Source organism: Polaribacter sp. IC066, assembly GCF_007997085.1.
Taxonomy (GTDB): Bacteria; Bacteroidota; Bacteroidia; order Flavobacteriales; family Flavobacteriaceae; genus Polaribacter.
In genome coordinates this window covers 21,268-45,505 of record NZ_VORR01000002.1, presented here as the reverse complement: position 1 = coordinate 45,505, position 24,238 = coordinate 21,268, and the positions used below count along the sequence as shown (strand labels likewise).

At 31.7% G+C, this 24,238-nt stretch carries 22 protein-coding genes; 8 read left to right on the top strand and 14 right to left on the bottom strand.

Annotated features, from left to right (window positions below):
- Positions 1 to 362: 362 nt before the first annotated feature.
- The 5 genes from ES044_RS00965 to ES044_RS00945 form a co-directional block, all read right to left on the bottom strand.
- Positions 363 to 1,091 (bottom strand): metallophosphoesterase family protein, encoded by a 729-nt coding sequence (locus tag ES044_RS00965; RefSeq protein ID WP_190311484.1) that lies wholly within the window; start codon positions 1,089 to 1,091, stop codon positions 363 to 365.
- 621 nt (positions 1,092 to 1,712) lie between these two features.
- A complete protein-coding gene (locus ES044_RS00960) occupies positions 1,713 to 2,462 on the bottom strand; it encodes a hypothetical protein (RefSeq protein ID WP_147117681.1) in 750 nt (249 codons plus the stop codon).
- 8 nt (positions 2,463 to 2,470) lie between these two features.
- Entirely contained in the window at positions 2,471 to 3,304 is an 834-nt protein-coding gene (locus ES044_RS00955; protein WP_147117680.1) for a universal stress protein, read from the bottom strand.
- Between the two features lie 83 nt (positions 3,305 to 3,387).
- Positions 3,388 to 4,389: a glycoside hydrolase family 113 gene (locus ES044_RS00950; RefSeq protein WP_147117679.1), complete on the bottom strand. Its 1,002-nt coding sequence runs from the start codon at positions 4,387 to 4,389 to the stop codon at positions 3,388 to 3,390.
- Positions 4,390 to 4,416: 27 nt separating this feature from the next.
- On the bottom strand, positions 4,417 to 5,310 hold the full coding sequence (locus tag ES044_RS00945; RefSeq protein WP_147117678.1) for a hypothetical protein: 894 nt from the start codon (positions 5,308 to 5,310) through the stop codon (positions 4,417 to 4,419).
- A 163-nt stretch (positions 5,311 to 5,473) separates the two neighbouring features.
- Here ES044_RS00945 and ES044_RS00940 point away from each other — a divergent pair, with 163 nt between their 5' ends.
- The 7 genes from ES044_RS00940 (at position 5,474) to ES044_RS00905 (ending at position 14,505) form a co-directional block, all read left to right on the top strand.
- On the top strand, positions 5,474 to 6,820 hold the full coding sequence (locus ES044_RS00940; RefSeq protein ID WP_147117677.1) for an NAD(P)/FAD-dependent oxidoreductase: 1,347 nt from the start codon (positions 5,474 to 5,476) through the stop codon (positions 6,818 to 6,820).
- A gap of 59 nt (positions 6,821 to 6,879) precedes the next feature.
- The gene (locus ES044_RS00935) at positions 6,880 to 8,502 is read left to right on the top strand and encodes a 4Fe-4S binding protein (protein ID WP_147117676.1); all 1,623 of its coding nucleotides are present in this window, start codon (positions 6,880 to 6,882) and stop codon (positions 8,500 to 8,502) included.
- 570 nt (positions 8,503 to 9,072) lie between these two features.
- Positions 9,073 to 9,765, top strand: a complete 693-nt coding sequence (locus ES044_RS00925) for a glycosyltransferase family 2 protein (protein ID WP_189663149.1) — start codon at positions 9,073 to 9,075, stop codon at positions 9,763 to 9,765.
- The gene (locus ES044_RS00920) at positions 9,765 to 11,255 is read left to right on the top strand and encodes a cellulose synthase family protein (protein WP_147117674.1); all 1,491 of its coding nucleotides are present in this window, start codon (positions 9,765 to 9,767) and stop codon (positions 11,253 to 11,255) included. The genes ES044_RS00925 and ES044_RS00920 overlap by 1 nt, the downstream gene beginning before the upstream one ends.
- Positions 11,255 to 12,616, top strand: coding sequence for a mannosyltransferase (locus tag ES044_RS00915; protein ID WP_147117673.1), 1,362 nt, complete (start codon positions 11,255 to 11,257; stop codon positions 12,614 to 12,616). The genes ES044_RS00920 and ES044_RS00915 overlap by 1 nt, the downstream gene beginning before the upstream one ends.
- Positions 12,617 to 12,679: 63 nt before the next feature.
- Positions 12,680 to 13,693 carry a LacI family DNA-binding transcriptional regulator gene (locus ES044_RS00910; RefSeq protein ID WP_147117672.1) on the top strand — a complete coding sequence of 338 codons (1,014 nt, stop codon included), beginning with the start codon at positions 12,680 to 12,682 and terminating at the stop codon, positions 13,691 to 13,693.
- 2 nt (positions 13,694 to 13,695) lie between these two features.
- Positions 13,696 to 14,505, top strand: coding sequence for an HAD family hydrolase (locus ES044_RS00905; protein ID WP_147117671.1), 810 nt, complete (start codon positions 13,696 to 13,698; stop codon positions 14,503 to 14,505).
- A gap of 175 nt (positions 14,506 to 14,680) precedes the next feature.
- Here the strand turns inward: ES044_RS00905 and ES044_RS00900 are convergent, their stop codons facing one another.
- The 4 genes from ES044_RS00900 to ES044_RS00885 all read right to left on the bottom strand — a co-directional run bounded on the left by ES044_RS00900 (position 14,681) and on the right by ES044_RS00885 (position 17,683).
- Entirely contained in the window at positions 14,681 to 15,103 is a 423-nt protein-coding gene (locus ES044_RS00900; RefSeq protein WP_147117670.1) for a secondary thiamine-phosphate synthase enzyme YjbQ, read from the bottom strand.
- Positions 15,100 to 16,059 carry a carbon-nitrogen hydrolase family protein gene (locus ES044_RS00895; RefSeq protein WP_147117669.1) on the bottom strand — a complete coding sequence of 320 codons (960 nt, stop codon included), beginning with the start codon at positions 16,057 to 16,059 and terminating at the stop codon, positions 15,100 to 15,102. The genes ES044_RS00900 and ES044_RS00895 overlap by 4 nt, the downstream gene beginning before the upstream one ends.
- Before the next feature lie 116 nt (positions 16,060 to 16,175).
- Positions 16,176 to 16,760 (bottom strand): hypothetical protein, encoded by a 585-nt coding sequence (locus ES044_RS00890; protein WP_147117668.1) that lies wholly within the window; start codon positions 16,758 to 16,760, stop codon positions 16,176 to 16,178.
- 131 nt (positions 16,761 to 16,891) lie between these two features.
- On the bottom strand, positions 16,892 to 17,683 hold the full coding sequence (locus tag ES044_RS00885) for a DUF2797 domain-containing protein (RefSeq protein ID WP_147117667.1): 792 nt from the start codon (positions 17,681 to 17,683) through the stop codon (positions 16,892 to 16,894).
- 58 nt (positions 17,684 to 17,741) lie between these two features.
- On the opposite strand from ES044_RS00885, the gene ES044_RS00880 reads away from it, so the two are divergent.
- Positions 17,742 to 19,250: a GH3 auxin-responsive promoter family protein gene (locus tag ES044_RS00880; RefSeq protein ID WP_147117666.1), complete on the top strand. Its 1,509-nt coding sequence runs from the start codon at positions 17,742 to 17,744 to the stop codon at positions 19,248 to 19,250.
- A 3-nt stretch (positions 19,251 to 19,253) separates the two neighbouring features.
- Here the strand turns inward: ES044_RS00880 and ES044_RS00875 are convergent, their stop codons facing one another.
- The 5 genes from ES044_RS00875 to ES044_RS00855 all read right to left on the bottom strand — a co-directional run bounded on the left by ES044_RS00875 (position 19,254) and on the right by ES044_RS00855 (position 24,235).
- Positions 19,254 to 20,231: a polyprenyl synthetase family protein gene (locus ES044_RS00875; RefSeq protein ID WP_147117665.1), complete on the bottom strand. Its 978-nt coding sequence runs from the start codon at positions 20,229 to 20,231 to the stop codon at positions 19,254 to 19,256.
- A 22-nt stretch (positions 20,232 to 20,253) separates the two neighbouring features.
- Positions 20,254 to 20,742, bottom strand: coding sequence for a hypothetical protein (locus ES044_RS00870; RefSeq protein WP_147117664.1), 489 nt, complete (start codon positions 20,740 to 20,742; stop codon positions 20,254 to 20,256).
- Positions 20,743 to 20,753: 11 nt separating this feature from the next.
- Positions 20,754 to 21,794 (bottom strand): 23S rRNA (adenine(2503)-C(2))-methyltransferase RlmN, encoded by a 1,041-nt coding sequence (gene rlmN, locus ES044_RS00865; protein ID WP_147117663.1) that lies wholly within the window; start codon positions 21,792 to 21,794, stop codon positions 20,754 to 20,756.
- 88 nt (positions 21,795 to 21,882) lie between these two features.
- On the bottom strand, positions 21,883 to 22,932 hold the full coding sequence (queA, locus tag ES044_RS00860) for a tRNA preQ1(34) S-adenosylmethionine ribosyltransferase-isomerase QueA (RefSeq protein ID WP_147117662.1): 1,050 nt from the start codon (positions 22,930 to 22,932) through the stop codon (positions 21,883 to 21,885).
- 67 nt (positions 22,933 to 22,999) lie between these two features.
- Positions 23,000 to 24,235: a 3-phosphoshikimate 1-carboxyvinyltransferase gene (locus ES044_RS00855; protein WP_147117661.1), complete on the bottom strand. Its 1,236-nt coding sequence runs from the start codon at positions 24,233 to 24,235 to the stop codon at positions 23,000 to 23,002.
- Positions 24,236 to 24,238: the final 3 nt, after the last annotated feature.

Here is a 24,238-nt window from a genome sequence, read left to right as displayed (position 1 = left end):
TTAAGGTCTAAAAGACACAGGCCCATTGCAACTCCTAAAAGAATTGCTGCTTATTTTAAAGTATTCTTTTTCATAATTGGGGGAATTATAAGTTCATAAAAATAATTGAAAACCCAAATTTACATTAAAATGACGATTTGGATATCAAAAAAAGGAATGTAGTAGTATTTGCGCTTTTTAAAAAATAAACGTAGTAGGATAAAGAATAAGTGTATTAAAATCAAAAAAAACATTACTAGTGCTCGATAAAAACCTCTAAAATATTTTTTTTCAAAACTTAAGACAGCCTCTTTAAACGTTGCACCTATTGCATCTAAAGTTACAGCTATAACTTTAGAAATAGTTTAAAAGAAAGAAGGCACTTATTTATTTCTTCCTTTTTCATTAGGATATAAATCTGGTAAACAATCGCTCTGAAAAAAAACCTTTGTGTCTATATTCATTGCTGTAACTCGTCCTTTAAAGGCAGCTCCAGTGTCAACATTCCAAATATTAATTGCTTTCATTGGTACCGTTTCTGCGTAATTCGTTGTAGGCGTATGACCAATGTAAATTTCCTTATAATGCGTTAGCCTTTTAGGATAATTCGCACTGTTTTTAGCCATTTTTTTATCTATTGCCAAAGCCATTTCCCATAAAGTTCTGTCTGTGCAGAAAGTATGCGAAAACGCTTCTTTTTCAACGCCGTGCATCGAAGTAAAACCTGCATGCAAAAACAATCTATGGTCGCTATCTAAATAATAAAAAGGCATATTCTCAAAGAATATTAAATGTTGTTTCTTTTCATCATCAGAAAAACCCTCATAACTATCTATCGTTTCTTTACCTCCGTGCAAATACCAAGACGGATTTACAGATTTATCTTTTAACCAATTCTGACACCAAACATCATGATTTCCTTTGATAAAAATACAGTTAATTTTTTGTGACACATTAATCAAGAATTCGATTACTTGGGCAGATTCGCTCCAACCATCAACATAATCTCCCATAAAAATAATGGTATCCTCCTCTTGTATTTCTAACTGATTTAGAACTTGCACCAACGCTTTAAAACCTCCATGAATATCACCAACTGCAAACGTTCTCATTATAATTTTATTTTTTACAAAACTAACATCTAGAACCTCATCTCAAAGAATAATACGTTAAATTATCACTAAAAATATTGAATACTACCAAAAATTAAACCTCCTTCAGCATTATTTTTTTGGAATGAGCATACCAAAACTAAAATCTACTTTAAAAATAGCTTTGTATATTTTGTTACTGATACAGGGCAAACTAACACTACTGTAACATTTTAAACTATCAAACTTAAAAAAATTATTAGGATTCTTTTCAGGATTTCGCCAAAAACTCATATCAGCAAAAATATTCGTCTGAATTGCCAGCCATTTTTTATCGGAAACTGTATACCTATATTCCGAATTTAAAAAAAATGATTAGTCACTCTAGCTAACAAAATACCCGCACATCGCAAATTCATATTATGATCTAAAGCAAAAGGCACAAAAAGAAGTATATTAACTAGAAGACAGACCAAAACGCATGCTGTTTAACCAATTCCGTTTATCTTCAATTATTTTCTAGTTTAAAAAACTATTTTGATGTGCATTCTTAAAAACAACAAATTACAGAGATAAAAAACCTTTAAATTTATTTATATATTGCTAAAAAAAACAAGCGAAACACACATGTTTTGCAGTTCATTATTTGACTACAAATGATTTCTGAATCATCAAATTCACCCAATTATCTTTACTTAGAGCCATTAAAGTAAAATTATAGGTAGCATCTAAAATTAAACTTGGCGGATTTTTTGTATTGATAACAAGGTCTTGATCTGTATCTGAAATATCATAATATTGAAAAAAATTATTGCGCGTATAAATTCCTGAAATAAAATCATTTTCTTCATCTGTAAGCACTTGAAAATAAATGTCATTATCTGTAATACCGAAGTCTGACCAAGTAAATTTGGGTTCTAAAGGAGTAGTATATTCTATGGCAACCTCATTTTTCCAGTTTGTTGGGTTCGTTGCATTTTTTAATCTTATCGGTGCTGATCTATTTAATTTACCCCCTGTTAAATAGGTAACAATGCACCAAGATTCACCAGCACCTGATCGTGAAAAACGTTTTAACTTTCCGCCAAAAATAGCCGTTTCTGCTAAAATTTTTCTTGTATAATTAGCAAAATTATTTTCATCTACAGTGGCATTTTCTGTTTCAAAATATTTTATTTCTGTAGCACCATCAACCGGATAATAGAAAATATAAGTCAATGCTAAATTGGCATCTGCATTTGCGGCGTATGCAATAACATCGTTTAATTCACTATCGCTATTTGCAGCTATATATTCTTGCAAGTCTCTTGGGATTATTTCATCGTTATCTACAGAACAAGAGACACAAAATATTAAAACACAAAAAACAAACGCTATATATTTTAATTTCATAAAAGATTTTAAATTTTAAAAGTCATAATTGGTAGCGCAGCATGGTTTGAAATATCTTCAGAAATACTCCCTGTAAAAACATGAGACAATCCTTTTCTGCCATTTGTAATTAGCGTTATTAGATCGGCACCTATTAAATTTGAAAACGTTAAAATACCATCTTCAATAGATTTTGCACACACAAAATTAACATTAATTAATCGATCTACATTTCCTTCTGCTTGCATTAAAAAATTATTTGCTAAAAAATCCATTTCTGGCGTTGTCTTAAAATTTTCATTTGGCAAGTTCACATATAAAAGGTGCTTTCTAGCATTTAAAAAATCTAATGAATTGAGCATTTTTTTAAAGGTAGCAATAGACTCTTCAGAGAAATCTGTAGCAAAAACAATATCAGAAAAATTAATATCGAATAGCTCATGTTTAACAACCAAAACTGGCACTTCTGCATATCGAATTACTTTTTCTGTATTAGAGCCCATAAAAAATTCTTTTAGCCCACTTGCTCCATGAGACCCCATAATTATAAAGTCTGCATCTACTTCTTTTGCTATAGAATTTACCTCACTAAAAACTTTATAGTGCTTAATAATAGGAACAACTTTAACATCTTGTAAGTAGTCTTTTTTTAAAAATTCTTTGAATCTTTTTTCTGCTAATTTTAATAAAAACACAGCCTTTTCTTGACTGTATTCAGGGCTTTGTGACAAACTTACTTCATGAATATCTAGCATATGCAAAGCATACACCGTTACGGCTGTTTTTTTTGATAAAAGTGCCGCCGCTTTTAAGGCATATTCTGAATATTCAGAAAAATCAATGGGTACTATTATATTTTTCATAAGGAATTATTTTAAAATGATACTACAAATTTAACTTTCTATACAATGGTTTTCTACGACTTTCGTCATGTTTCAAAAATAAATTATTGCCTATATAATTGCTGCAATAAAACCTCTGCAGGTTTATTTTGTGGCGTAAATCTATTATTATTTTGACCACCAACTTTATCATGACGATGAAACCATTTCCAAATAAAACCACCTGCAAACCACTCTTCGTTCCAAAATTGATTATGAATTGCTTGCAGGCCATTTGCTTGCGCTTGTAAATTAATGTTCCCTTCTACTCTGTTAGAGTCCCAGGGTTTTTTACCATTAAAATCTACACTTCTATACCCAAATTCGGTAAACAAAACAGGTTTGTTAAATTGTTTTTGAATTTTCATAATTTCCTTTTTATGGGGTTTCCAACCCATTTCAAACTCTTGTATTGTTGGCGCTTTTTGATCACTCAAAGGAAAATAAGCATCAATGCCAATAAAATCGATTTCTCCCCAAAAAGGAATTCTTTTAAACTCGTCCCAATTTGCAGCGTAGGTTAATTTACCAAAGTAAACTTTTCTAATTTCTTTGATTAACCCTAGCCAATATTGAGGTCTGTTCTGTACAAATTTTTCTAGTTCGGTTCCTATACAAAACATATCTGCCTTTAAATTTTGCGCAGCTTTTGCATACGTGAGTATAAAAGCGCTGTACGATTCTTCTAACATTAACCAATTTTCTTCAGAATCCATTTCTATCAATCCTGTAAATTCGCCATTCCAAACCCAAATCTGGGGTTTTACCATAATTTTTATGCTGTTCTTTTGAAACTCTTTTGCGTATTGTAACAATCCGTTTTCAGTTTCTCCGAACCATTGTCTTTTGGTATTATGTATTATTTGAGGCGATGCCAATTTTTTTATAAAACCAAAAGGCATCAAGGCAACATAATTACTTTGTGCCTTTAAAACGGGCGCTATATGTGTAACATCGATAGAATCTCTTGAGGCCACAAAGCTTAATCCGTTAATTTTTTTGGTTTGACCTGTACACGAGAAATGTGCCAAAATAAGTGCGAATAAAAAGAGATTTTTTGTTTTCATAAATCTCCCTAAAAATAGTCCTTTTTATTAGAACAACGCCCTTAAACCCATGTTAAAACTTTGCCCCAAACCAGTATCGTTTCCTCTTACAAATTTGTTGTACAAAACTTCTAAATTTAAAACTTCTGTCAATTGATATTTGCCCCCAAAACCCATTGTGGTAAAATCTTGTGTAAAATCTCCAAAACGTTGGTAATGCTGTACCGAAACGAATACGGTAGACTTATTATGTGGAAAATAACTTATAAAAAACCCAGGAGCAATCACAAAAGTATTGTTGGCAAAACTAGCATCTTCGCCAAAATTATATTCTGTATTTAATTCTGTAAACAATTGCCAATTGCCGCTTGGTAATGTATAATCATAAAGAAATCTATTTTGAAACATGTATGCAGTTTGATCTAAAAAAACACGATTGATGTCCTTTTCTTCAACTACTAAAGGAATATGAAAAGCACTCTGAATAGAAAATTTATCGGTATTTTCTATGGGCTGCCATTTTAATGCAGGCGCAAAAGAAGACAAACTATTTCTTGAACGAACATCATCAGCAAAATTAAAAACCGCCGTTGCTTTTTTACCATTTATAGTATTAGATCTGTACGCTAATAACAAACCAATGTTTACCCTGTTGTTATCTGTAACTCCTGTAAAAATATCTAGCGTCGATGTAAAATAGGTTTCTCTTGCCTTAGCCCTTTTTACACCGTTAAATTTAGCTACTATTTCTGTGTATAAGTTATTAAAAAACTTAATATCCCATTGACCTTTGTTTAGTAATTTAGAAGGTGTATAAAATTGAATATTACTGGCTTGCATTGCACTTAATTCGCTATCAACATCTGAATCGTTTTGTGCAACCAAATGAATACTGATAAGAACAAAGACTAAAAAAGCTGTTTTTATGAATTTAAAGTTCATTTTGATTGATTTTGTTTAAATCACAAGGTAAGTCAATTAAAAAATGACTTACTTACAAAATTCTTTAAAATCAATTTGTTTTTTATTTAAATCAATTCTAAATTGCTATTAAAATTTAAGTTCTTCATATTAACTTCGACATAAACCCAACAACCTACAAACCATGGAACATATTGTTATTATCGGAAACGGAATTTCTGGAGTTACGGCTGCAAGGCATATCCGAAAAAATTCTGATAAAAAAATTACGATCGTCTCTGCAGAATCCAAATACTTTTTCTCAAGAACCGCGCTCATGTATGTGTACATGGGGCACATGAAATTTGAACACACACAACCGTATGAAAACTGGTTTTGGGATAAAAATAGCATCGACTTAAAAGAAGGTTTTGTAACTCATTTAAATACGGATGAAAAAATACTCACATTTAAAGATTCTTCTACACTTGCTTATGATAAATTAATTATTGCTACGGGCTCTAAACCGAATAAATTTGGCTGGCCAGGGCAAGATTTAAAAGGCGTTATGGGCATGTACCACAAACAAGATTTAGAGAATCTAGAAAAACATGCGCCCAATAAAGAGGTTTGCAAGAGAGCTGTAATTGTTGGTGGTGGATTGATTGGTATTGAATTGGCAGAAATGTTAAGAAGTAGAAAAATTCCGGTTACCTTTTTAGTACGTGAAGCTAGTTTCTGGAATGGGGTTTTACCAACACAAGAATCAGAAATGATTACTAAACACATCAAAGAACACCATATCGATTTGCGTTTAAGCACTAATTTAAAAGAGATTAAAGCGGATGAAAATGGCACTGTAAAATCGATTATTATTGAAGAAACTGGCGAAGAAATATTTTGTAATGTAGTGGGTTTAACCGCCGGTGTTGTACCCAATATTGATTTTTTAAAGGATTCTAACATTGCAACAAAACGTGGAATTTTAGTCAATCGTTTTTTAGAAACCAACATACCCCACGTTTATGCCATTGGCGATTGTGCAGAACAACATGAAGCCATAGGACAGCGCAGAAATATTGAAGCTGTTTGGTATACAGGCCGCATGATGGGCGAAGCATTAGCGCAAACAATTTGCGGCAAAAAAAGGGAGTACAACCCAGGACACTGGTTTAATTCTGCCAAGTTTTTAGATATCGAATATCAAACTTATGGGTGGGTATTTAGTGAACGAGATAAACTGGAGCATGAAAAATATTTTCAATGGCAACATCCAAAAGAAAATATTTGTATTACTATTTCCTATGATAAAAACACCCATCAATTTTTAGGGATTAATACATTCGGAATTAGAATGCGTCATGAAATTTTTGACAAATGGCTCACAGAAAATAAACCGATTGCACATGTTTTAGAATTTTTATCAGATGCTAATTTTGACCCTGAATTTTATAAATTATATGAGGTTGAAATTCTATCGAAATTTAATCAAGAAAACAACACCAACATCCAACTAAAGAAAAAAAGTTGGAAACGAATTTTTAGCCTTTAAATGAGAGTAAGCACCCATAAAAGTCTTTCAACTAAAACTTATAACATAAAATTATTATTGTGAAATTTATACAACAGACAGGTTTAGTAATCTTTTTAATAGGATTAGCCCTTTTTATAGGAGCTATTTTTACAGGTTCATTTAGTTTAACTCCGCAAGAATTAGATACTTTTATTTCCGAAAAGGGATATAAAAGTGAAATCATCAAAGACGAACTTTCTAAAGCAATTGTTGATAAAGAAGATTTAAATATTTTTGCTTTTTCTGACAAAGTAATTACTGCAATTGAAACATCTAACAATTATTACGATGCTTTAATTGCAAAATACAATGCTGAAAAAAATTGGACTAAAAAAGGACAACAATATCAATACAAAATTTCAGGCAAACTTCATAGCACAAGTTTTACACTTGCAAAAAAAGCAGGTAAAGGTTTCGCTGCTGACAACACAGCACTCGCTTGGTTTTTAACTTTTGGCTTGGGTATTATTGGTGCACTGCTATACATCGTTCCTGATGTTGTGCTATTAGGTAAACCAGGAATTAAAAACGATGGCATATTTTTAAACGCAGCTACAAACCGTGGCTGGATTGGTTGGTTTGCCTTTATATTTTTGGTGACTTTTTATATTCTGCTTTATTTTTATCCAGATTTTATCGTAAACTGGGTGTATTTAGTAGACCCTATTAGTAAATTTACAAGCGGTAATCCTGCCAGTCAATGGTTTTTATATGGTTTTTTATATTGCACCGTGATGACGGTTATGGCTGTAAGAATGTACATAAAATACCGCCACAGTAAATATCAAATTTTAAGAACAACGTCTGTTTTGTTCTTTCAAATTGTATTTGCTTTTTTAATTCCAGAAATTTTAGTTCGTTTTGATAAACCTTGGTACGACTTTAAAAATGCCTTTCCTTTAGACTATGATTTTTTCTTTAAATGGAATTTAGACGAACTACTTGCAAGCGGAACATTTGGTTTGTTTATTTTAGTCTGGGGCGTCGTTTTAACAGTCGTGGTAGTTCCTGTAATGGTTTATTTCTTTGGTAAAAGATGGTATTGTTCTTGGGTTTGTGGTTGTGGTGGTTTGGCAGAAACATTAGGAGATCCTTACAGACAGCTGTCTAGCAAAACGCTCCTTTCTTGGCGGGTAGAGCGTATTGTAATTCATTCGGTGTTAATTTTTGTTTTGGTGATGACAGGTTTTGCTTTGTACACATTCTATTCAGGGGCTGGCGAAGTAATCGGAATCAAAACACAAACAATTCAAGATATTTATGGTTTTTTAATCGGTGCTATTTTTGCAGGTGTTATTGGTACTGGTTTCTATCCTATTTTTGGAAATCGTGTTTGGTGCCGTTTTGGCTGTCCATTAGCAGCGTATTTAGGTTTTATTCAACGTTTTAAATCACGTTTTAGAATAACTACCAATGGCGGACAGTGTATTTCTTGCGGAAACTGTTCAACCTATTGTGAACAAGGAATTGATGTAAGAGCCTACGCCCAAAAAGGTGAAAATATTGTACGTTCTAGTTGTGTAGGCTGTGGTATATGTTCTGCTGTTTGCCCAAGAGGTGTTTTAAAATTAGAGAACGGCCCAGAAGAAGGAAGAATAAATCCGACTGAAATTTTACTAGGAAATGATATTGATTTAATGGAATTGGTGAATAAGAAATAGGTTTAGCTTTTAGCTCTAGGCTTTAGGCTTTTAGCTTTTAGCTTTTAGCTTTTAGCTTTAAAAATTACAAATTTCCCTATGAAAAAACGATAATAATGAATAAACTTTTCATCACCTTTATTTTATTGATACGTAGTACAATCTATGCCCAAAAAAAATATCAAAAAGAGTATTATACCAGCGGACAAATAAAAAAAAAGGCTGAGTTTTAAATAATTTAAAAACTGATTATTGGCTATTTTATTACAAAAACGGAAACATCAAAAAAGAAGGCAGTTTTAAAGATAATTTAGCAACTAAATATTGGTACTTTTACGCCGAAAATTCAGTTATCGAAAAAGAGGGTCATTTTAAAAAAGATACAAAAAGTAATTGGTGGTTGTTTTATGATAACGCAGGAAATGTGAGTCATAAATGTCAATTAAAAAACAATCTAAAAAATGGCTATTGCTTGGTATATCAAAAAAGCAAATTAGTAAAAGCCTCGAAATTTAAAGCAGGTAGAAAAGTAAAAGAATGGACAAGTTTTTCATCTTTCAGAAAGGAAAATAGTCTAAACGATTTAAGATAATGAAACCTATTATTAAAGTAATTATTCCTGCATTTAACGAGCAAGATTCTATTGGAAACGTCATTAAAGACATTCCTGCAATTGTTGATGAAATTATTGTCATCAGCAATAACTCTACAGACCATACAGAAATAAACGCTAAAAACGCTGGTGCCACTGTCTTATCAGAAAACAGAAAGGGTTATGGTTACGCCTGTTTAAAAGGAATGGATTATATTTCACAACAAAGTATAAAACCAGAAATTGTTGTATTTTTAGATGGCGATTATTCTGATTATCCAGAACAGTTAACAGAAATTATTGCACCTATTTTAAAGGATGGTATCGACTTTGTAGTTGGAGCTCGCGTAAAAGAATTGCGCGAAAATGGTGCTATGACACCGCAGCAAATTTTTGGCAATTGGTTAGCAACTTTTCTAATGAAATTGTTTTTTAATGCTAAATTTTCTGATTTAGGGCCTTTTAGAGCTATTAAATACGAACAATTGTTAGCACTGAAAATGGAAGACAAAACGTATGGTTGGACGGTAGAAATGCAATTAAAAGTATTAAAACAAAAAATGAGTTACATAGAAATACCCGTAAAATATAGAAATAGAATTGGTGTCTCTAAAGTTTCAGGTACTGTAAAAGGTTCTATATTTGCAGGCATAAAAATACTTGGTTGGATTTTTAAATACAGTTTTAAATAATGGTTTTAGCGTACTCAATTATAATCGTCTACACCATCTGTCTAGTGCTAATTTTTATTTATGCACTCGCACAGCTAAATCTGCTTATAAATTATTTAAAATACAAAGACAAAGAAGATACCTCTCTTAAATTCGACTTTAAAAAACCTTCTGAAATTCCTTTTATTACCATTCAGTTGCCTGTTTTTAACGAATTGTATGTCATGGAACGTTTGTTAAAAAACATTGCAGAACTAGCATATCCCTTAGAAAAATTAGAAATTCAGGTTTTAGATGACTCTACCGATGAATCCGTAGACATAACTGCAAAATTGATCAAAGAAATCCAAGATAAAGGAATCGATATTCAGCATATTAGAAGACCTAACAGAGATGGGTTCAAAGCAGGCGCTTTAAAAGAAGGACTCAAAATTGCAAAAGGTGAATTCATTGCCATTTTTGATGCTGATTTTTTACCAAAAACAGACTGGTTATACCAAACAGTTCCTTACTTCATAGATCCAGAAATTGGTGTTGTACAGACCAGATGGGGTCATATTAATAGAAATTACTCTGCGCTTACAAGAATTCAGGCTTTTATGCTAGATGCACATTTTACGCTAGAGCAAGTGGGCAGAAATAGCAAAGGTCATTTTATCAATTTTAACGGAACTGCAGGAATTTGGCGTAAAGAATGTATTTACGATGCTGGCAATTGGGAAGGTGATACGCTTACAGAAGATATCGATTTAAGTTACAGAGCGCAGTTAAAAAATTGGAAATTTAAGTATTTAGAGAAAGTAGAAACACCCGCAGAATTACCCGTCGTTATTAGTGCAGCCAGAACGCAACAATTTAGATGGAACAAAGGAGGTGCAGAGAATTTTCAAAAAATGATAAGACGCATTGTTACAAGTAAAAATATTTCTTTAAAAACAAAAATTCATGGAGTCTTGCACTTGTTAAATAGCTCTATGTTTATTTGTATTTTTTTAGTGGCCGTTTTAAGTATACCGATGTTGTACATTAAAAATGAATATGCACATTTAAAAAATTATTTTTATGTGATGAGCTTTTTTATCGCTAGCTCCATTATCTTTTTTGTTTGTTATTGGCATATGTATAAAAATATTTATGGCAGTAGCTTTATAAAGTTCATAAAATATATTGGTGCATTTTTTACTTTTTTCTCTGTTGCTATGGGTTTTTCTTTGCACAATACTATTGGTGTTTTGGAAGGTCATTTTGGTAAAAAAAGTGAATTTGTAAGAACTCCTAAATTTAATATTACGACTATAAAAGATGCTTGGAAAACAAATAAATACATCAAAAAGAAACCTTCTGTTCATGTAATTTTAGAAGGTCTTTTAGCAATTTATTTTGTTTTCGGAATGTATAGTGCATTTATTGTAGGAGATCAAGGAGGCGATTTTGGGCTATTTCCTTTCCATTTTATGCTTTTTGCAGGATTTTCTTATGTGTTCTTTAAATCTATTTTCTCAAAAGCGTAATGTATTTTTTTAAAAAATATAAAAATATTTTACCTTTATTCTTAAGCATTGTTTTATACGTTCTATTTGCTTATTTTACAGAAAGAGTCGAATTTAACAAACTCGTATTTTTATGGTTTTCGTTATTTGGGTGTTTTTACTGGTTGATAAAAAGTACTCAAATTTCATTTACAACACTCGTTATAATTTCTGTTATTTTTAGGTTGATATTTCTTTTTGCAACTCCAAATTTATCGCAAGATTTTTATCGATTTATTTGGGATGGCCGCATACTTCTAGAAGGATTGAATCCGTATTTATCATTACCACAAACCTTTATTCAGCAAGGTTTAAAACCTATTGCAGAAGCCTCAACCTTATACCAAGGGATGGGTGTTTTAAACGGAAGTCATTACACAAATTATCCGCCTTTAAACCAACTATGCTTTTTAATTGCAGCTATTTTTTCTAGTAAAAGTATTTTTGGTTCTGTGATTGTTTTAAGAGTGCTTATAATCCTAGCCGATATCGGAATTTTATATTTTGGTAAAAAACTTTTAGAAAAGTTACAGCTTCCAGTAAAAAATATTTTTTTGTATATATTAAATCCGTTTATCATTATAGAAATGACAGGCAATTTACATTTTGAACCTGTAATGCTATTTTTTTTAATTTTCGGAATGTACAAACTGTATCAACAAAAATGGATTTGGGCAGCCATTCTAATTGCTTGTTCTGTTTCTGTGAAATTAATTCCGTTGCTATTTTTACCCCTATTTTTTCAATGGTTTGTTGGTCACAAAAATATTTTACAGGTTTTAAAAACCAACGAGGTTTGGAAATTAATTTCATTTTACGCCATTATCTTTATCACAAACATCCTTTTATTCCTTCCTTTTTATTCTCAAGAATTAATTGCTAACTATACTGGTTCAGTGGGTTTATGGTTCAAAAATTTTGAATTTAATGCAAGTTTCTATTATTTTTTTAGAGAATTAGGCTACTTATTTAGAGGTTATAATGAAATTGCCATCATTGGTAAAATAACTCCTGTTCTTACTATAGGTTTCTTATGTATATTAACTTTCTTTAGAAAAAACACCTCACTACAACAACTATGTACAGCAATGTTATTTGGTTTGTGTTTTTATTATTTTACAGCGACCACGGTACACCCTTGGTATGTAGCAACGCCAATTATTCTATCTATTTTTACAAAATATAGATTCCCGATTGTTTGGAGTATCGTTGTTATTTTAAGTTATCAAGCCTATGCAAATATACCCTGGCAAGAAAACTTATGGTTTGTAACTCTTGAGTATTTAGTCGTATTTTCTTATCTTATTTATGAAATAAAAATTAAATCGACAAAAATTAGATAATTTAATAATTTCTTAAAAATAGAATGGTTATATTTTTATACCTTACCAGCTAACTTTTTTTTTATGAAAAAACTTACGATAAAAGATATTGCCAAAGAATTTGATGTTTCAATTTCTACGGTTTCAAAAGCGTTAAACGACAGCTATGAAATAAGTGAGGCCACTAAAAGTAAAATCCAAAAATATGCCAAAGAGCATAACTATAAACCTAATTTTAATGCATTAAGCTTAAAAAACAGAAGCACAAAAACAATAGGGATTATCATTCCTACCATGTTAAAGTATTTCTTTGCACAAGTTTTTAAAGGCATTGAAAAAACCGCTTTAGAAAGAGGTTATAAGGTTATTACCTGTATCTCTAACGAATCTTTTAGCAAAGAAGTAGAAATAATCGAGATGCTCTCTAATGGCAGTATTGATGGCTTTATTGTTTCGCTGGCAAAAGAAACAGAATTAAAAGGTGATTACAAGCACTTGCAAGACGCCATTGATAATGGCACGCCCATTGTAATGTTTGATAGAGTTGCGCAAACATTAGATTGCGATAAAATAATTACAGATGATTTTAACGGTGCAGAAAATACCGTTGAATTTTTATACAAAAGCGGGCATAAAAACATTGCATTTGTTTCTACAATGAGTGATTTTCATATTGGAAAACAACGTTTTTTAGGATACAAAAAAGGATTAGAAAATGTTGGTTTACCTTATAACGAGAATTTAGTCATCAATATTTTTGATAGAGATTACAAAAAATATGAGTCTATATTAATTCCTTTTTTAGAGAAAAACAAGATCGATAGTATCATTACAACTGGTGAATCTGCCGCTGTAGCCTCTATGAAAGCTGGTATAAAAACCGGACGTAAAATTCCGAACGACTTATCTGTAATTGCATTTTCTAACGGAATCTTAGCAAGACATTCTAGTCCTAAAATGACAACGATTAGTCAGCATGGAGAGCAAATGGGAGAATCTGCTGCCAAAGTTCTAATTGATAAGTTAGAGAAAAAAAACACAGATACCCTGATAAAAGTAGTTACAACAGATTTAGTAATTAGAGATTCCACCAAATAAATATGATCGATTTTTCTAAAGTAAAATTAGTAGTTTCTGATATGGATGGTACTTTACTGAACTCAAAAGGTGAAATTAGCAACCGTTTTTTTGAACTTTTTAAAAAATTGCAAAAACGCAATATTACCTTTTGTGCCGCAAGTGGCAGACAACATAACAGCATAGTTTCTAAATTAGATGCGATAAAAGATGACATCTATGTAATTGCAGAAAATGGTGGGGTCGCAAAAAAAGGTCACAAAGTATTGCTTTCTAATTTCTTAAAGCCAGAAAAAGTATTGAGCTTAATTCCTGTTTTAAGAGAACTTAAAGGGACTAATATCGTACTTTGCTGCAATGATGCTGCCTATATAGAAAGTAAAGACGCACGCTTTATTTCTTTGTTTCAAGAATACTATCATAGTTTTCAAGTGGTCGATGATTTAATGGAAACGGCAAAAACAATACCTGTTTTTAAAATTGCTGTCTATCATTTTGATAATTCAGAAAAATTTATTTATCCGTTTGTAAAACATTTAAATGACCAAATATTGCTCAAAGTTTCTGGTATAAATTGGTTAGATATTTCTGATGAAAAAGCCAATAAAGGAAATGCTTTAAGAGAAGTGCAACAACTTTTAAATGTTAACAAAGCAGAAACAATGGTTTTTGGTGATTACCATAATGATATAGAAATGATGCAAGAAGCGGACTTTAGTTTTGCGATGAAAAATGCTCATAAAGATATTACTAAATTGGCTAAATTTTCTACTGAAAGTAATGATAATTTTGGAGTTGAACGTATTTTAGAGAAGTTGGTTAGGTCTTTGTAGTTTTTACGCAGAGATTCGTAGCCTTTTTTATGGGTTCTTTTTATAAAGTTCAACAGAGAGATTCCGAATTTTGAAAACCTCCTTTTTTTTGTATAATTTACCTTTTATCTATAAACAATTTCCATTTAATTTCTCTTGCTTTAAGCATTTCACTCAAGACCAAGAAAACTCCAAATTAAACTCCAAAAGCAGAAAGAATTAATTTTCTAGAACCTCCAAGATTTCTATGTTCACAGAGATAAATTCCTTGCCAAATACCCATATTTAATTTGCCATCTGTAATTGGCACTTCAATAAAACTTCCTAACAAAGATGCTTTTATATGCGCTGGCATGTCATCACTCCCTTCATAAATATGTTGGTAATAACTTGCATTTTCAGGAACCATTATATTAAAATGACTTTCAAAATCTAATCTTACCGTCGTATCTGCATTTTCGTTAATTGCTAAACTCGCAGACGTATGTTTAATAAAAACTTTCAAAAATCCCTTTTCAATTTTTTCAACTTCAGGAAACTCGTTTAGAATTAGATCCGTGATTAAATGAAACCCTCTGTTAAAAGGGTTTAACTGGATTTCTTTCTGCTCAAAAATCATAGGATATCAGTATAAGAAACCGTGCTTTGTCTTTCTCTATTTACCTGCAATTTCGTGACATCTGGTCTCGAATAATGCCCAACAACATCAAAGTTTTGACGCTCTTCTAAAACGCGGTTAAAATCTAACGTTTCTATGATTAGTCCTTCTTTGTTAATGACAGGTTCTACGATCCACTCGCCATTAGGACCTGCAATACAAGAACCTCCGTTTGCCAAAATAGCTGGCGCATCTTCTACAATTTTCTCATAATGAGGAACATCCAAAGAAAAATCTGATTTTGCCATCAAACAACTTACTGAAATTACGAAAGAACGAGATTCTCTTGCAATAAACCGTGTAATATCTTTGGTGTTATGATCAGAACCTGGCCAAACAGCAATGTGTAAATTTTCTCCTAAACCATACAACGCAGTTCTTGGCAAAGGCATCCAGTTTTCCCAACAATTTAAACCGCCAACTGTAAATTCTTTTAATGAGTGCACTTGTAATCCATTTCCATCTCCAGGTGCCCAGGTTAAACGTTCGTCATACGTTGGTTGTAGCTTTCTATGTACAGATTTTATGTCTCCTTCTTGATTTATATAGACCAAAGAAGCATAAAGACTATGTCCGCCTCTATTTTGTGCACGTTCTATAATTCCTAAATAAATAGCAATCTTGTGATCTTTTGCCAATTTACAAATAGAATCTAATTCGCCTTTCTCGATCGTTATAGAATTCCGAATATAATGTGCATGAATTTCTTTTTGAGTTTTAGAATTCCATTCGGCACCGTTTGTTAAACTAGTCCAAAAAGGGTAACCCGGCAATAATGCTTCGCCAAAAACAATCAATTCACAGTTTTCTTTTGCTGCGTCTGTAATTGATTTCTCAATCTTCTCGATGGTTTTTTCTTTGTTTAACCAAACTGGCGCAATTTGCGCTAAGGCTACTTTTAATAAGTTGTTTTTCATAATATATTTATTATTTCTCCGCAAATCTTTGTGTTTTCTCTGTGATTCTTTGCGTAAAAATTATTAGACAGAGTCTCACAGAGTTTTTTTACAGAGATACTTAGAGATTTATTTCATCAATCTTCTATTTCAATTGGAGGTGGCGGAGGTGTTGGAAAAACTCCTTTTAAAGGATATTCAAGAAGAATATTAAACTGAATACTGTCTTTAAAATTAATATTTGTTTCATTATACGTTTTAATCACTTCTAATAACAACTCTTTTAGTTTTTTAGAACTTTCTTTTCTTTCTAAATTTAGCACTACATATGCCCATTTGTGAGAACTTGCATAAAAATATTCTTTATTATTATTTTCATAATGTAGTTTTAAATATTTTGATAAATCTTTTAATGGATACTTACCATTTATCAAATCTAAACTATCATTCCTTATATGAAGCCCATTTCTTTCTCTTCTATAACCTCCTGTATCGGCAAAAGAAATTACGTTATAAGTTTTATTAGACTCTTCAATTTTTAAAAATAATTTTTTATCATCGTATAATCCATTTCTTATTGAATCTGTAATTTCTTGAAAACTTAAATCATCAATAATAATTTCTTGCGGATTATTTTTATCAAAAAAATCTTTGGATGGATAATAATAAACTTCCTTTTTACAAGCTGAAAAAATCAATAATAAAATTAAGACCTTCTTCATATTATCCTCAATATTTCTTTGTAAATCTCTGTGTTTTCTCTGTAAATCTGTTTGCAGCAGGCAAGTATTTGTGTAAAATTGTTTCGCAGAGCCACACAGCGTTTTTTTACAAAGATTCGCAGAGCGTAACGTTACACCTCAATAGAAACTACCAAACCTTCATTGCTCCTCACATTAAAAACAGTATCATCATCAAAAATTAAATATTGCCCTTTGATACCTACTAATTTTCCAGTATATTTTGGTGTTTTTATCAAATTTAAACTTTTAGGCTTTTCGGGATGTTTTTTTACGGGAAAGTTTAAATGTGTTTCTGAATTATTTTCGATAAAATACTGTTTCGCTTCTTCAGGAATAAATTCTTTTAGCTTCTCTCTCCATTCAAGCAAACTAACATCTTCAATATCATTCTTTAGCATTTTACGCCAATTGGTTTTATCTGCAACAAACTCCTTTAAAGCAACCTCTGTAATTCCGGCTAAATATCTGTTTGGTGTTTCTACAATTTCAATGGCTTCGTGCGCTCCTTGATCTATCCATCTTGTTGGCACTTGTCCTTTTCTGGTTACACCAACTTTTACGTTGCTAGAATTTGCCAAATACACAATATGTGGTTTTAACTGCACTGATTGCTCATACGCTAAATCTCTATCTTCAATTCCTAAATGCGCCTTGCTTAATTCGGGTTTCATGATCCAATCTGCCGCATTCGGAATGTCAAAAAAACAAGATTTACAAAAACCTTGTCTGTAAACTGTCTTTTCTAAATGACAATTTAAACATTCGTATTTTATAAAACTGATAGAAATCTCCTTATTTAACAACTGATTCATGTTTAAAAAATCAGTTTTCATATCTAAATAATACTGAATTTCTTCTAGATTTTCAGTTTTCATTTTTTTTAACACTCCTTGATATTGCATAACGAAATTTTAGTATTTTTAGCGTTCAACAAATTTACAAAAAAACGGAACTTAATTTATGGCATTACCCATAGTAAATTCAATCATTTCATGGTTTTTAAAAAAACGAATTCATCAGATTGAATTATTTTTAAAATATCCTACGGATGTGCAGGAAGAACTGCTGTTAAAACTTACGCATGCTTCTAGAAAAACCGAGTTTGGTAAAGCGTATCAATTTTCAGCTATCAAAAATTATAAAGATTTTACAAATTTAGTTCCCATTCAAAAATATGAAAGTGTCGAACCTTTAATTGAGCGTTGTAGAAAAGGAGAACAAAATTTATTTTGGCCAACGCCCATAAAATGGTTTGCAAAAAGTAGCGGAACCACCAATGCAAAGAGTAAATTTATTCCTGTAAGTGACGAGTCCTTAGAGTATTGCCACATGAAAGCTGGCAAAGACATGCTGTGTTTGTTCATTAACAACAACGAAGAAACGTTGTTGTTTACGGGTAAAGCGCTAAGACTAGGCGGAAGTTCTGATATTTACGAGGATAATAATTCTTATTTTGGAGATTTATCTGCAATTATTACAGAAAACTTACCCTTTTGGGCAGATTATAGCTCTGCTCCTAGTCAAGAAGTTTCTTTAATGGCAGAATGGGAAACTAAAATGGAGGCGATTATTGATGAGACAATTCATGAGAATATTACCAGTTTAGTTGGTGTACCAAGTTGGATGCTCGTCTTATTAAACCGCGTTTTAGAACGAACCGGAAAAAATAATATTCTAGAGGTTTGGCCTAATCTGGAAGTATATTTTCATGGAGGCGTTAACTTTAACCCTTATAGAGAGCAGTATAAAAAGCTAATTCCTAAAAAGGATTTTCAATATTATGAAACCTATAATGCTTCTGAAGGCTTTTTTGCTATTCAAGATAAAAATCGTTCTAAAGAATTATTGTTGATGTTAGATTACGGAATTTTTTATGAGTTTATTCCGATGAAAAATTATAAGGGAGAAAAATCTTCAACAATTCCTTTATCCGAAGTAAAAAAGGATATTGATTATGCTTTAATAATTACCACAAATAGTGGTTTATGGCGTTATTTAATTGGCGACACCATAAGGTTTACCTCTTTAGAGCCTTATCGAATTAAAATTACAGGAAGAACAAAACACTATATTAATGTTTTTGGTGAAGAACTAAATATTGAAAATGTAGAAGATGCTTTAAAACTAGCTTGCGAAAAAACAAATGCAACCATTGTTGATTATACGGTAGGACCTATTTTTATGAAAGATAAAAATAGTGGTGGTCATGAATGGATTATTGAATTCAATAAAAAACCAAAAACCATGTGTTATTTTACAGAGTTGTTAGACAATGCCTTAAAATCTATCAATTCTGATTATGAAGCAAAACGTTACAATTCTATGGCTTTGGCAATGCCTAAAATTCATGTGGCAAAAAAAGGGTTATTTTATGATTGGCTAAAGAAAAAAGATAAATTAGGCGGACAACATAAAGTGCCAAGGTTGTCTAATTCTAGAGCTTTTGTAGAGGAGTTATTGGCGTTATAAAAACTACACTTTACGTTCTACAACATAATCTATCATTTGTAATAAAGAGGCTCTATAAGGCGACTCTGGGTAATTTTGTAAAATGGCTAAAGCTTTGTTTTTATAACTATTCATTTTAGCAGTAGTGTATTCGATACCACCATTTTGTTTTACGAATGCAATCACTTCTTTTACTCTAACTTTATCTTTATTGTATTTCTTGATAGAATTTATAATCCAAGCTTTTTCTTTTTTAGAGCAATTATTCAAAGTATGAATTAGTGGTAAGGTCATTTTTTGCTCTTTAATATCGATGCCTGTAGGTTTTCCTATTTTTTCATCAGAATAATCAAATAGGTCATCTTTAATCTGGAAAGCGATACCAATATATTCGCCAAATTTTCGCATTTGCTGCACAGTGTCTTGTTTTGCACCTACAGAAGCCGCACCAATTCCGCAACAAGCAGCAATTAAACTTGCTGTTTTCTGACGGATAATATCAAAATAAATATCTTCTGTAATATCTAGCTTTCTTGCTTTTTCTATTTGCAATAATTCACCTTCGCTCATTTCACGAACCGCGATAGAAATTAATTTTAACAAATCGAAATCTTCATTATCGATCGATAAAAGCAGTCCTTTAGAAAGTAAAAAATCACCCACTAAAACCGCAATTTTATTTTTCCAAAGAGCATTTATAGAGAAAAAACCACGTCTTCTATTGCTATCATCTACCACATCATCATGCACTAAAGTGGCTGTATGAATTAATTCTACGACAGAAGCTCCTCTATAGGTTCTTTCATCAAAACCGCCATCAGAAACCATTTTTGCAACTAAAAAAACAAACATTGGTCGCATTTGTTTTCCTTTTCTACGAACAATATAATAGGTAATTCTGTTTAAAAGTGGTACTTTAGAAAGCATAGAATCCTTGAACTTTTTTTCAAAGAGTTCCATTTCACTTTTAATAGGAAGTTTTATAGATTCTACTGTTTTCATCCGTTTTACAAATTTTACTATATTAAAGGAAATATCGAAAGCCGTAAATACCAACGGCAGGAGATAAAGCTAATTGAAAGCTAAATTTTTTAGCGAATCTATAGTCAAAAGTAAGCCCGGCCAAAGGGTTAATTTCTCCTTTAAATAGAAACGTATTTCTAAACGGTATAGTAGGTACATCGACTAATTCACCATGATAACCATACATAATACCAATACCATAAATAAGCGACAATTTTTGAGTAATACCAATTTTCCTTTTATATAGTGCCCCTATAGTAGGCTCATTAAAAGAATTTTTAAAAACCAAAAGCTCTATACTTTTGTAGTTAAAAGTGGTGTACCAAACTTCATTAAACTCTAAAGAAGTGTAGTGCGTGCCAAAGGGAAGAAAAGATATCGAAGTTTCTAACTCTTCTCCTTTTAGTGTTTGCCAAAAAGTTTTCTTTTTGTCTTGCGCTACTAAACTTAATGAACATAAAAGTAATAAACTGATACTAAAATTCTTCATCATTAAAGTTTTTAAGATTTATTTGCCAATTGTCCGCAAGCAGCATCAATATCTTTACCTCTACTTCTTCTTACATTTATGGTAATACCATTCATTTCTAAATTAGAAATATAATTATTAATTGCAGATGAACTTGCTTGCTGAAACTCACCATCATCTATAGGATTGTATTCTATTAAATTCACTTTACAAGGTACCGCTTTACAAAAATCTACCAGTGCTATAATATCCTCTTTTTTGTCGTTAATTCCGTCCCAAACAATATATTCATAGGTAATTTCTCGTTGCGTTTTTTCATACCAATACTCTAAAGATTCGCGTAAATCTTTTAACGGAAAAGTACTATTAAAAGGCATAATTGAAGTTCTTACTTCATCAATCGCAGAATGTAAAGAAACGGCTAAATTAAATTTCACGTCTTCATCTGCCATCATTTTAATCATTTTTGGCACACCAGAAGTAGATACTGTAATTCTTTTTGATGACATTCCTAAACCTTCGGGAGATGTAATCATTTCTATAGATTTCATTACGTTTTTATAGTTCATGAGCGGTTCTCCCATTCCCATAAAAACAATATTTGTCAGTTTATGATTAAAGTACAATCTGCTTTGCTTATCGATAACCACAACTTGATCGTAAATTTCATCAGGATTTAAATTCCGCATTCTTTTTAAACGAGACGTTGCACAGAATTTACAATCTAAACTACAACCAACCTGACTAGAAACACAGGCTGTTGTTCTTTTTTTAGTCGGAATTAAAACAGACTCTACAATTAAACCATCATGTAGTTTAATGCCGTTTTTTATAGTACCATCCTCACTTTTTTGCATAGAATCTACTTGTATGTGATTAATCACAAAGTTTTCTTCTAACATTTCTCTGGTTTGTTTAGAAATGTTGGTCATAGCATCAAAAGTGTGCAACGATTTACTCCATAGCCACTCATAAACTTGGTTGCCACGAAAAGCTTTGTCGCCATTTTCTACAAAAAAATCTCGCAATTGCTCTTTAGTTAAGGCTCTAATATCTTTCTTTTTTGTTTCCATGTTCTGCAAAAATACAAAACCTCACAGCGATACTGAAGTAAGTTCAGCAAAGGCTTGTGAGGTTTATGAATATATAAATGATTTGTAATTATATAATTAACAACGCATCGCCGTATGTAGAAAATTTATAACCTTCTTTAATGGCTACTTTATACGCTTCCATTAAAAAATCATACCCAGCAAAAGCAGCTCCCTGCATCATTAAGGTAGATTTTGGTGGATGAAAATTCGTAATCATAGCGTTTGCGATGCTAAACTCAAAAGGAGGAAAAATAAATTTATTTGTCCAACCTTCAAAAGCATTTAATTCTTGTTTTGAAGAAACAGAAGATTCTACAGTTCTCATAACCGTTGTACCTACGGCACAAATTCTTCTTTTTTCTTTTTTAGCTTTGTTTATTTTCTCTGCCGTAGCAGCAGGAATTACAATTTGTTCAGAATCCATTTTGTGTTTCGATAAATCTTCTACCTCAACAGCACTAAAAGTTCCTAACCCAACATGCAATGTCATTTCAGCAAAATCTACGCCTTTAATTTCTAAACGCTTTAATAAATGTTTAGAAAAATGCAAACCCGCTGCAGGTGCTGCAACCGCTCCTTCATGTTTTGCGTAAATGGTTTGAAAACGATCTTCATCAGAAGCTTCCACGTCTCTATTCATTGACTTTGGTAAAGGAGTTTCTCCTAATTCCAATAATTTTTCTCTAAAAGCCTCGTAACTTCCATCGTATAAAAAACGTAAAGTTCTTCCTCTAGACGTTGTATTATCTATCACTTCTGCCACTAAACTATCATCTTCTCCAAAAAACAATTTGTTTCCGATTCTAATTTTTCTTGCCGGATCTACTAAAACATCCCACAATCTGTTTTCAGAATTTAGTTCTCTCAATAAGAAAACCTCAATTCTTGCTCCTGTTTTTTCCTTATTCCCAAACATTCTTGCAGGAAAAACTTTGGTGTTATTCAACATCATTACATCACCTTCTTCAAAGTAATCAATAACATCTTTAAAAGTTTTGTGCTCTATAGTTTGGTCTTTTCTATTTAATACCATCAAACGAGATTCATCTCTATGCTCTGCAGGGTAAGTTGCTAGCAGTTCTTCTGGTAATTCAAAATCAAATTGCGATAATTTCATATATATATTTGCTATAAAAGTTGCAAAGATACGATATGCAAATAGGCGTTGTCAAGTGTTTGACTGTTTATCTTTTAACTTCGCTAATATTAATTCCAATTTGTTGCATATCATCCCAAAATTTTTGGTATGACTTTGTAACCACTTCCGCATTTAAAATTTTAATAGAAACCTTTAAAGCCAAAGGTGCAAACGCCATTGCCATTCTGTGATCGTTATAGGTTTTAATGGCTATATTTTCTTTTATTTCTGATGATTTTTTTAGATGTAAACTTTTGTCTGTCACGGTAATTATGGCCCCCAACTTCGATAATTCGTCATGTAAAGCCACCAATCTATCGGTTTCTTTGATCTTTAAAGTATGCAAACCCACTAAATTGCACGCAATTCCTTCTGCAAAACATGTAACTGCAATTGTTTGTGCAATGTCAGGCGCATTTTTTAAATCGATTTCTAAAACCCCTTTATTACTTTCCTTTTCTTTTTTTAGGGTGATAAAATTCTCGCCGAAAATAGTTTGTACCCCAAAATGTTGGTAAATCTCTGCCAAACAAGAATCGCCTTGTAAACTTTCTTTTTTATAGGCAGATAATTGGATTTCTGAACCCATTGCTGCAGAGGCAACAATCGAATAAAAATAACTTGCAGAGCTCCAATCAGATTCTACCACAACAACTTGTTTCTGTATTTCTTTCTTCGGATGTACCTTGATGACATTCCCTTCAAATTTATTCTCGATGCCTAACTGCGTTAACAAACTCAATGTCATTTTTATATACGGAATTGATGTAATATCGCCTAAAAGCTCAATTTCCAATCCGTTTTCTAATTTCGAAGCGATTAATAATAAGGAAGAAATATATTGACTACTCACATTTCCGTTAATCTGAACTTTATCTTTTGTAATTTTTGTTCCTTTCAATCTTATTGGCGGATATCCAACTTTTTCTTCGTAAGATATTTCTGCGCCCAAATCACTCAAAGCATTAACCAAAATTTCAATCGGTCTGTTTTGCATTCTTTCAGAACCTGTTAAAACCGTTTCTCTACCTTGGTTTACTGCAAAATAAGAGGTTAAAAAACGCATCGCTGTACCCGCATGGCTAATATCTACCAATTCATTATCTGTAGAAAGTGCATGTTGCATATGTATAGAATCATCTGAATCTGATAAATTTTCAATAGCTATTTCTGGAAATAGTTTTTGTAAAATAAGCAATCTATTCGACTCACTTTTAGAACCAGAAATGGTAATTTTTTCATGAATATTTTTATCCGCTATAACATTTAACAATATGTCCATTCT

Bases quoted from the DNA above. Each gene is read 5' to 3' on its own strand.
- queA (WP_147117662.1), bottom strand. From the start codon at position 22,932: ATGAAATTATCGCAATTTGATTTTGAATTACCAGAAGAACTGCTAGCA.
- ES044_RS00945 (WP_147117678.1), bottom strand. From the start codon at position 5,310: ATGAACTTTAAATTCATAAAAACAGCTTTTTTAGTCTTTGTTCTTATC.
- ES044_RS00895 (WP_147117669.1), bottom strand. From the start codon at position 16,059: ATGAAAAACAACTTATTAAAAGTAGCCTTAGCGCAAATTGCGCCAGTT.
- ES044_RS00870 (WP_147117664.1), bottom strand. From the start codon at position 20,742: ATGAAGAATTTTAGTATCAGTTTATTACTTTTATGTTCATTAAGTTTA.
- ES044_RS00905 (WP_147117671.1), top strand. From the start codon at position 13,696: ATGATCGATTTTTCTAAAGTAAAATTAGTAGTTTCTGATATGGATGGT.
- ES044_RS00965 (WP_190311484.1), bottom strand. From the start codon at position 1,091: ATGAGAACGTTTGCAGTTGGTGATATTCATGGAGGTTTTAAAGCGTTG.
- ES044_RS00915 (WP_147117673.1), top strand. From the start codon at position 11,255: ATGTATTTTTTTAAAAAATATAAAAATATTTTACCTTTATTCTTAAGC.
- ES044_RS00900 (WP_147117670.1), bottom strand. From the start codon at position 15,103: ATGATTTTTGAGCAGAAAGAAATCCAGTTAAACCCTTTTAACAGAGGG.
- ES044_RS00955 (WP_147117680.1), bottom strand. From the start codon at position 3,304: ATGAAAAATATAATAGTACCCATTGATTTTTCTGAATATTCAGAATAT.
- ES044_RS00925 (WP_189663149.1), top strand. From the start codon at position 9,073: ATGAAACCTATTATTAAAGTAATTATTCCTGCATTTAACGAGCAAGAT.
- ES044_RS00875 (WP_147117665.1), bottom strand. From the start codon at position 20,231: ATGAAAACAGTAGAATCTATAAAACTTCCTATTAAAAGTGAAATGGAA.
- ES044_RS00950 (WP_147117679.1), bottom strand. From the start codon at position 4,389: ATGAAAACAAAAAATCTCTTTTTATTCGCACTTATTTTGGCACATTTC.
- rlmN (WP_147117663.1), bottom strand. From the start codon at position 21,794: ATGGAAACAAAAAAGAAAGATATTAGAGCCTTAACTAAAGAGCAATTG.
- ES044_RS00910 (WP_147117672.1), top strand. From the start codon at position 12,680: ATGAAAAAACTTACGATAAAAGATATTGCCAAAGAATTTGATGTTTCA.
- ES044_RS00880 (WP_147117666.1), top strand. From the start codon at position 17,742: ATGGCATTACCCATAGTAAATTCAATCATTTCATGGTTTTTAAAAAAA.
- ES044_RS00960 (WP_147117681.1), bottom strand. From the start codon at position 2,462: ATGAAATTAAAATATATAGCGTTTGTTTTTTGTGTTTTAATATTTTGT.
- ES044_RS00855 (WP_147117661.1), bottom strand. From the start codon at position 24,235: ATGGACATATTGTTAAATGTTATAGCGGATAAAAATATTCATGAAAAA.
- ES044_RS00890 (WP_147117668.1), bottom strand. From the start codon at position 16,760: ATGAAGAAGGTCTTAATTTTATTATTGATTTTTTCAGCTTGTAAAAAG.
- ES044_RS00885 (WP_147117667.1), bottom strand. From the start codon at position 17,683: ATGCAATATCAAGGAGTGTTAAAAAAAATGAAAACTGAAAATCTAGAA.
- ES044_RS00920 (WP_147117674.1), top strand. From the start codon at position 9,765: ATGGTTTTAGCGTACTCAATTATAATCGTCTACACCATCTGTCTAGTG.
- ES044_RS00940 (WP_147117677.1), top strand. From the start codon at position 5,474: ATGGAACATATTGTTATTATCGGAAACGGAATTTCTGGAGTTACGGCT.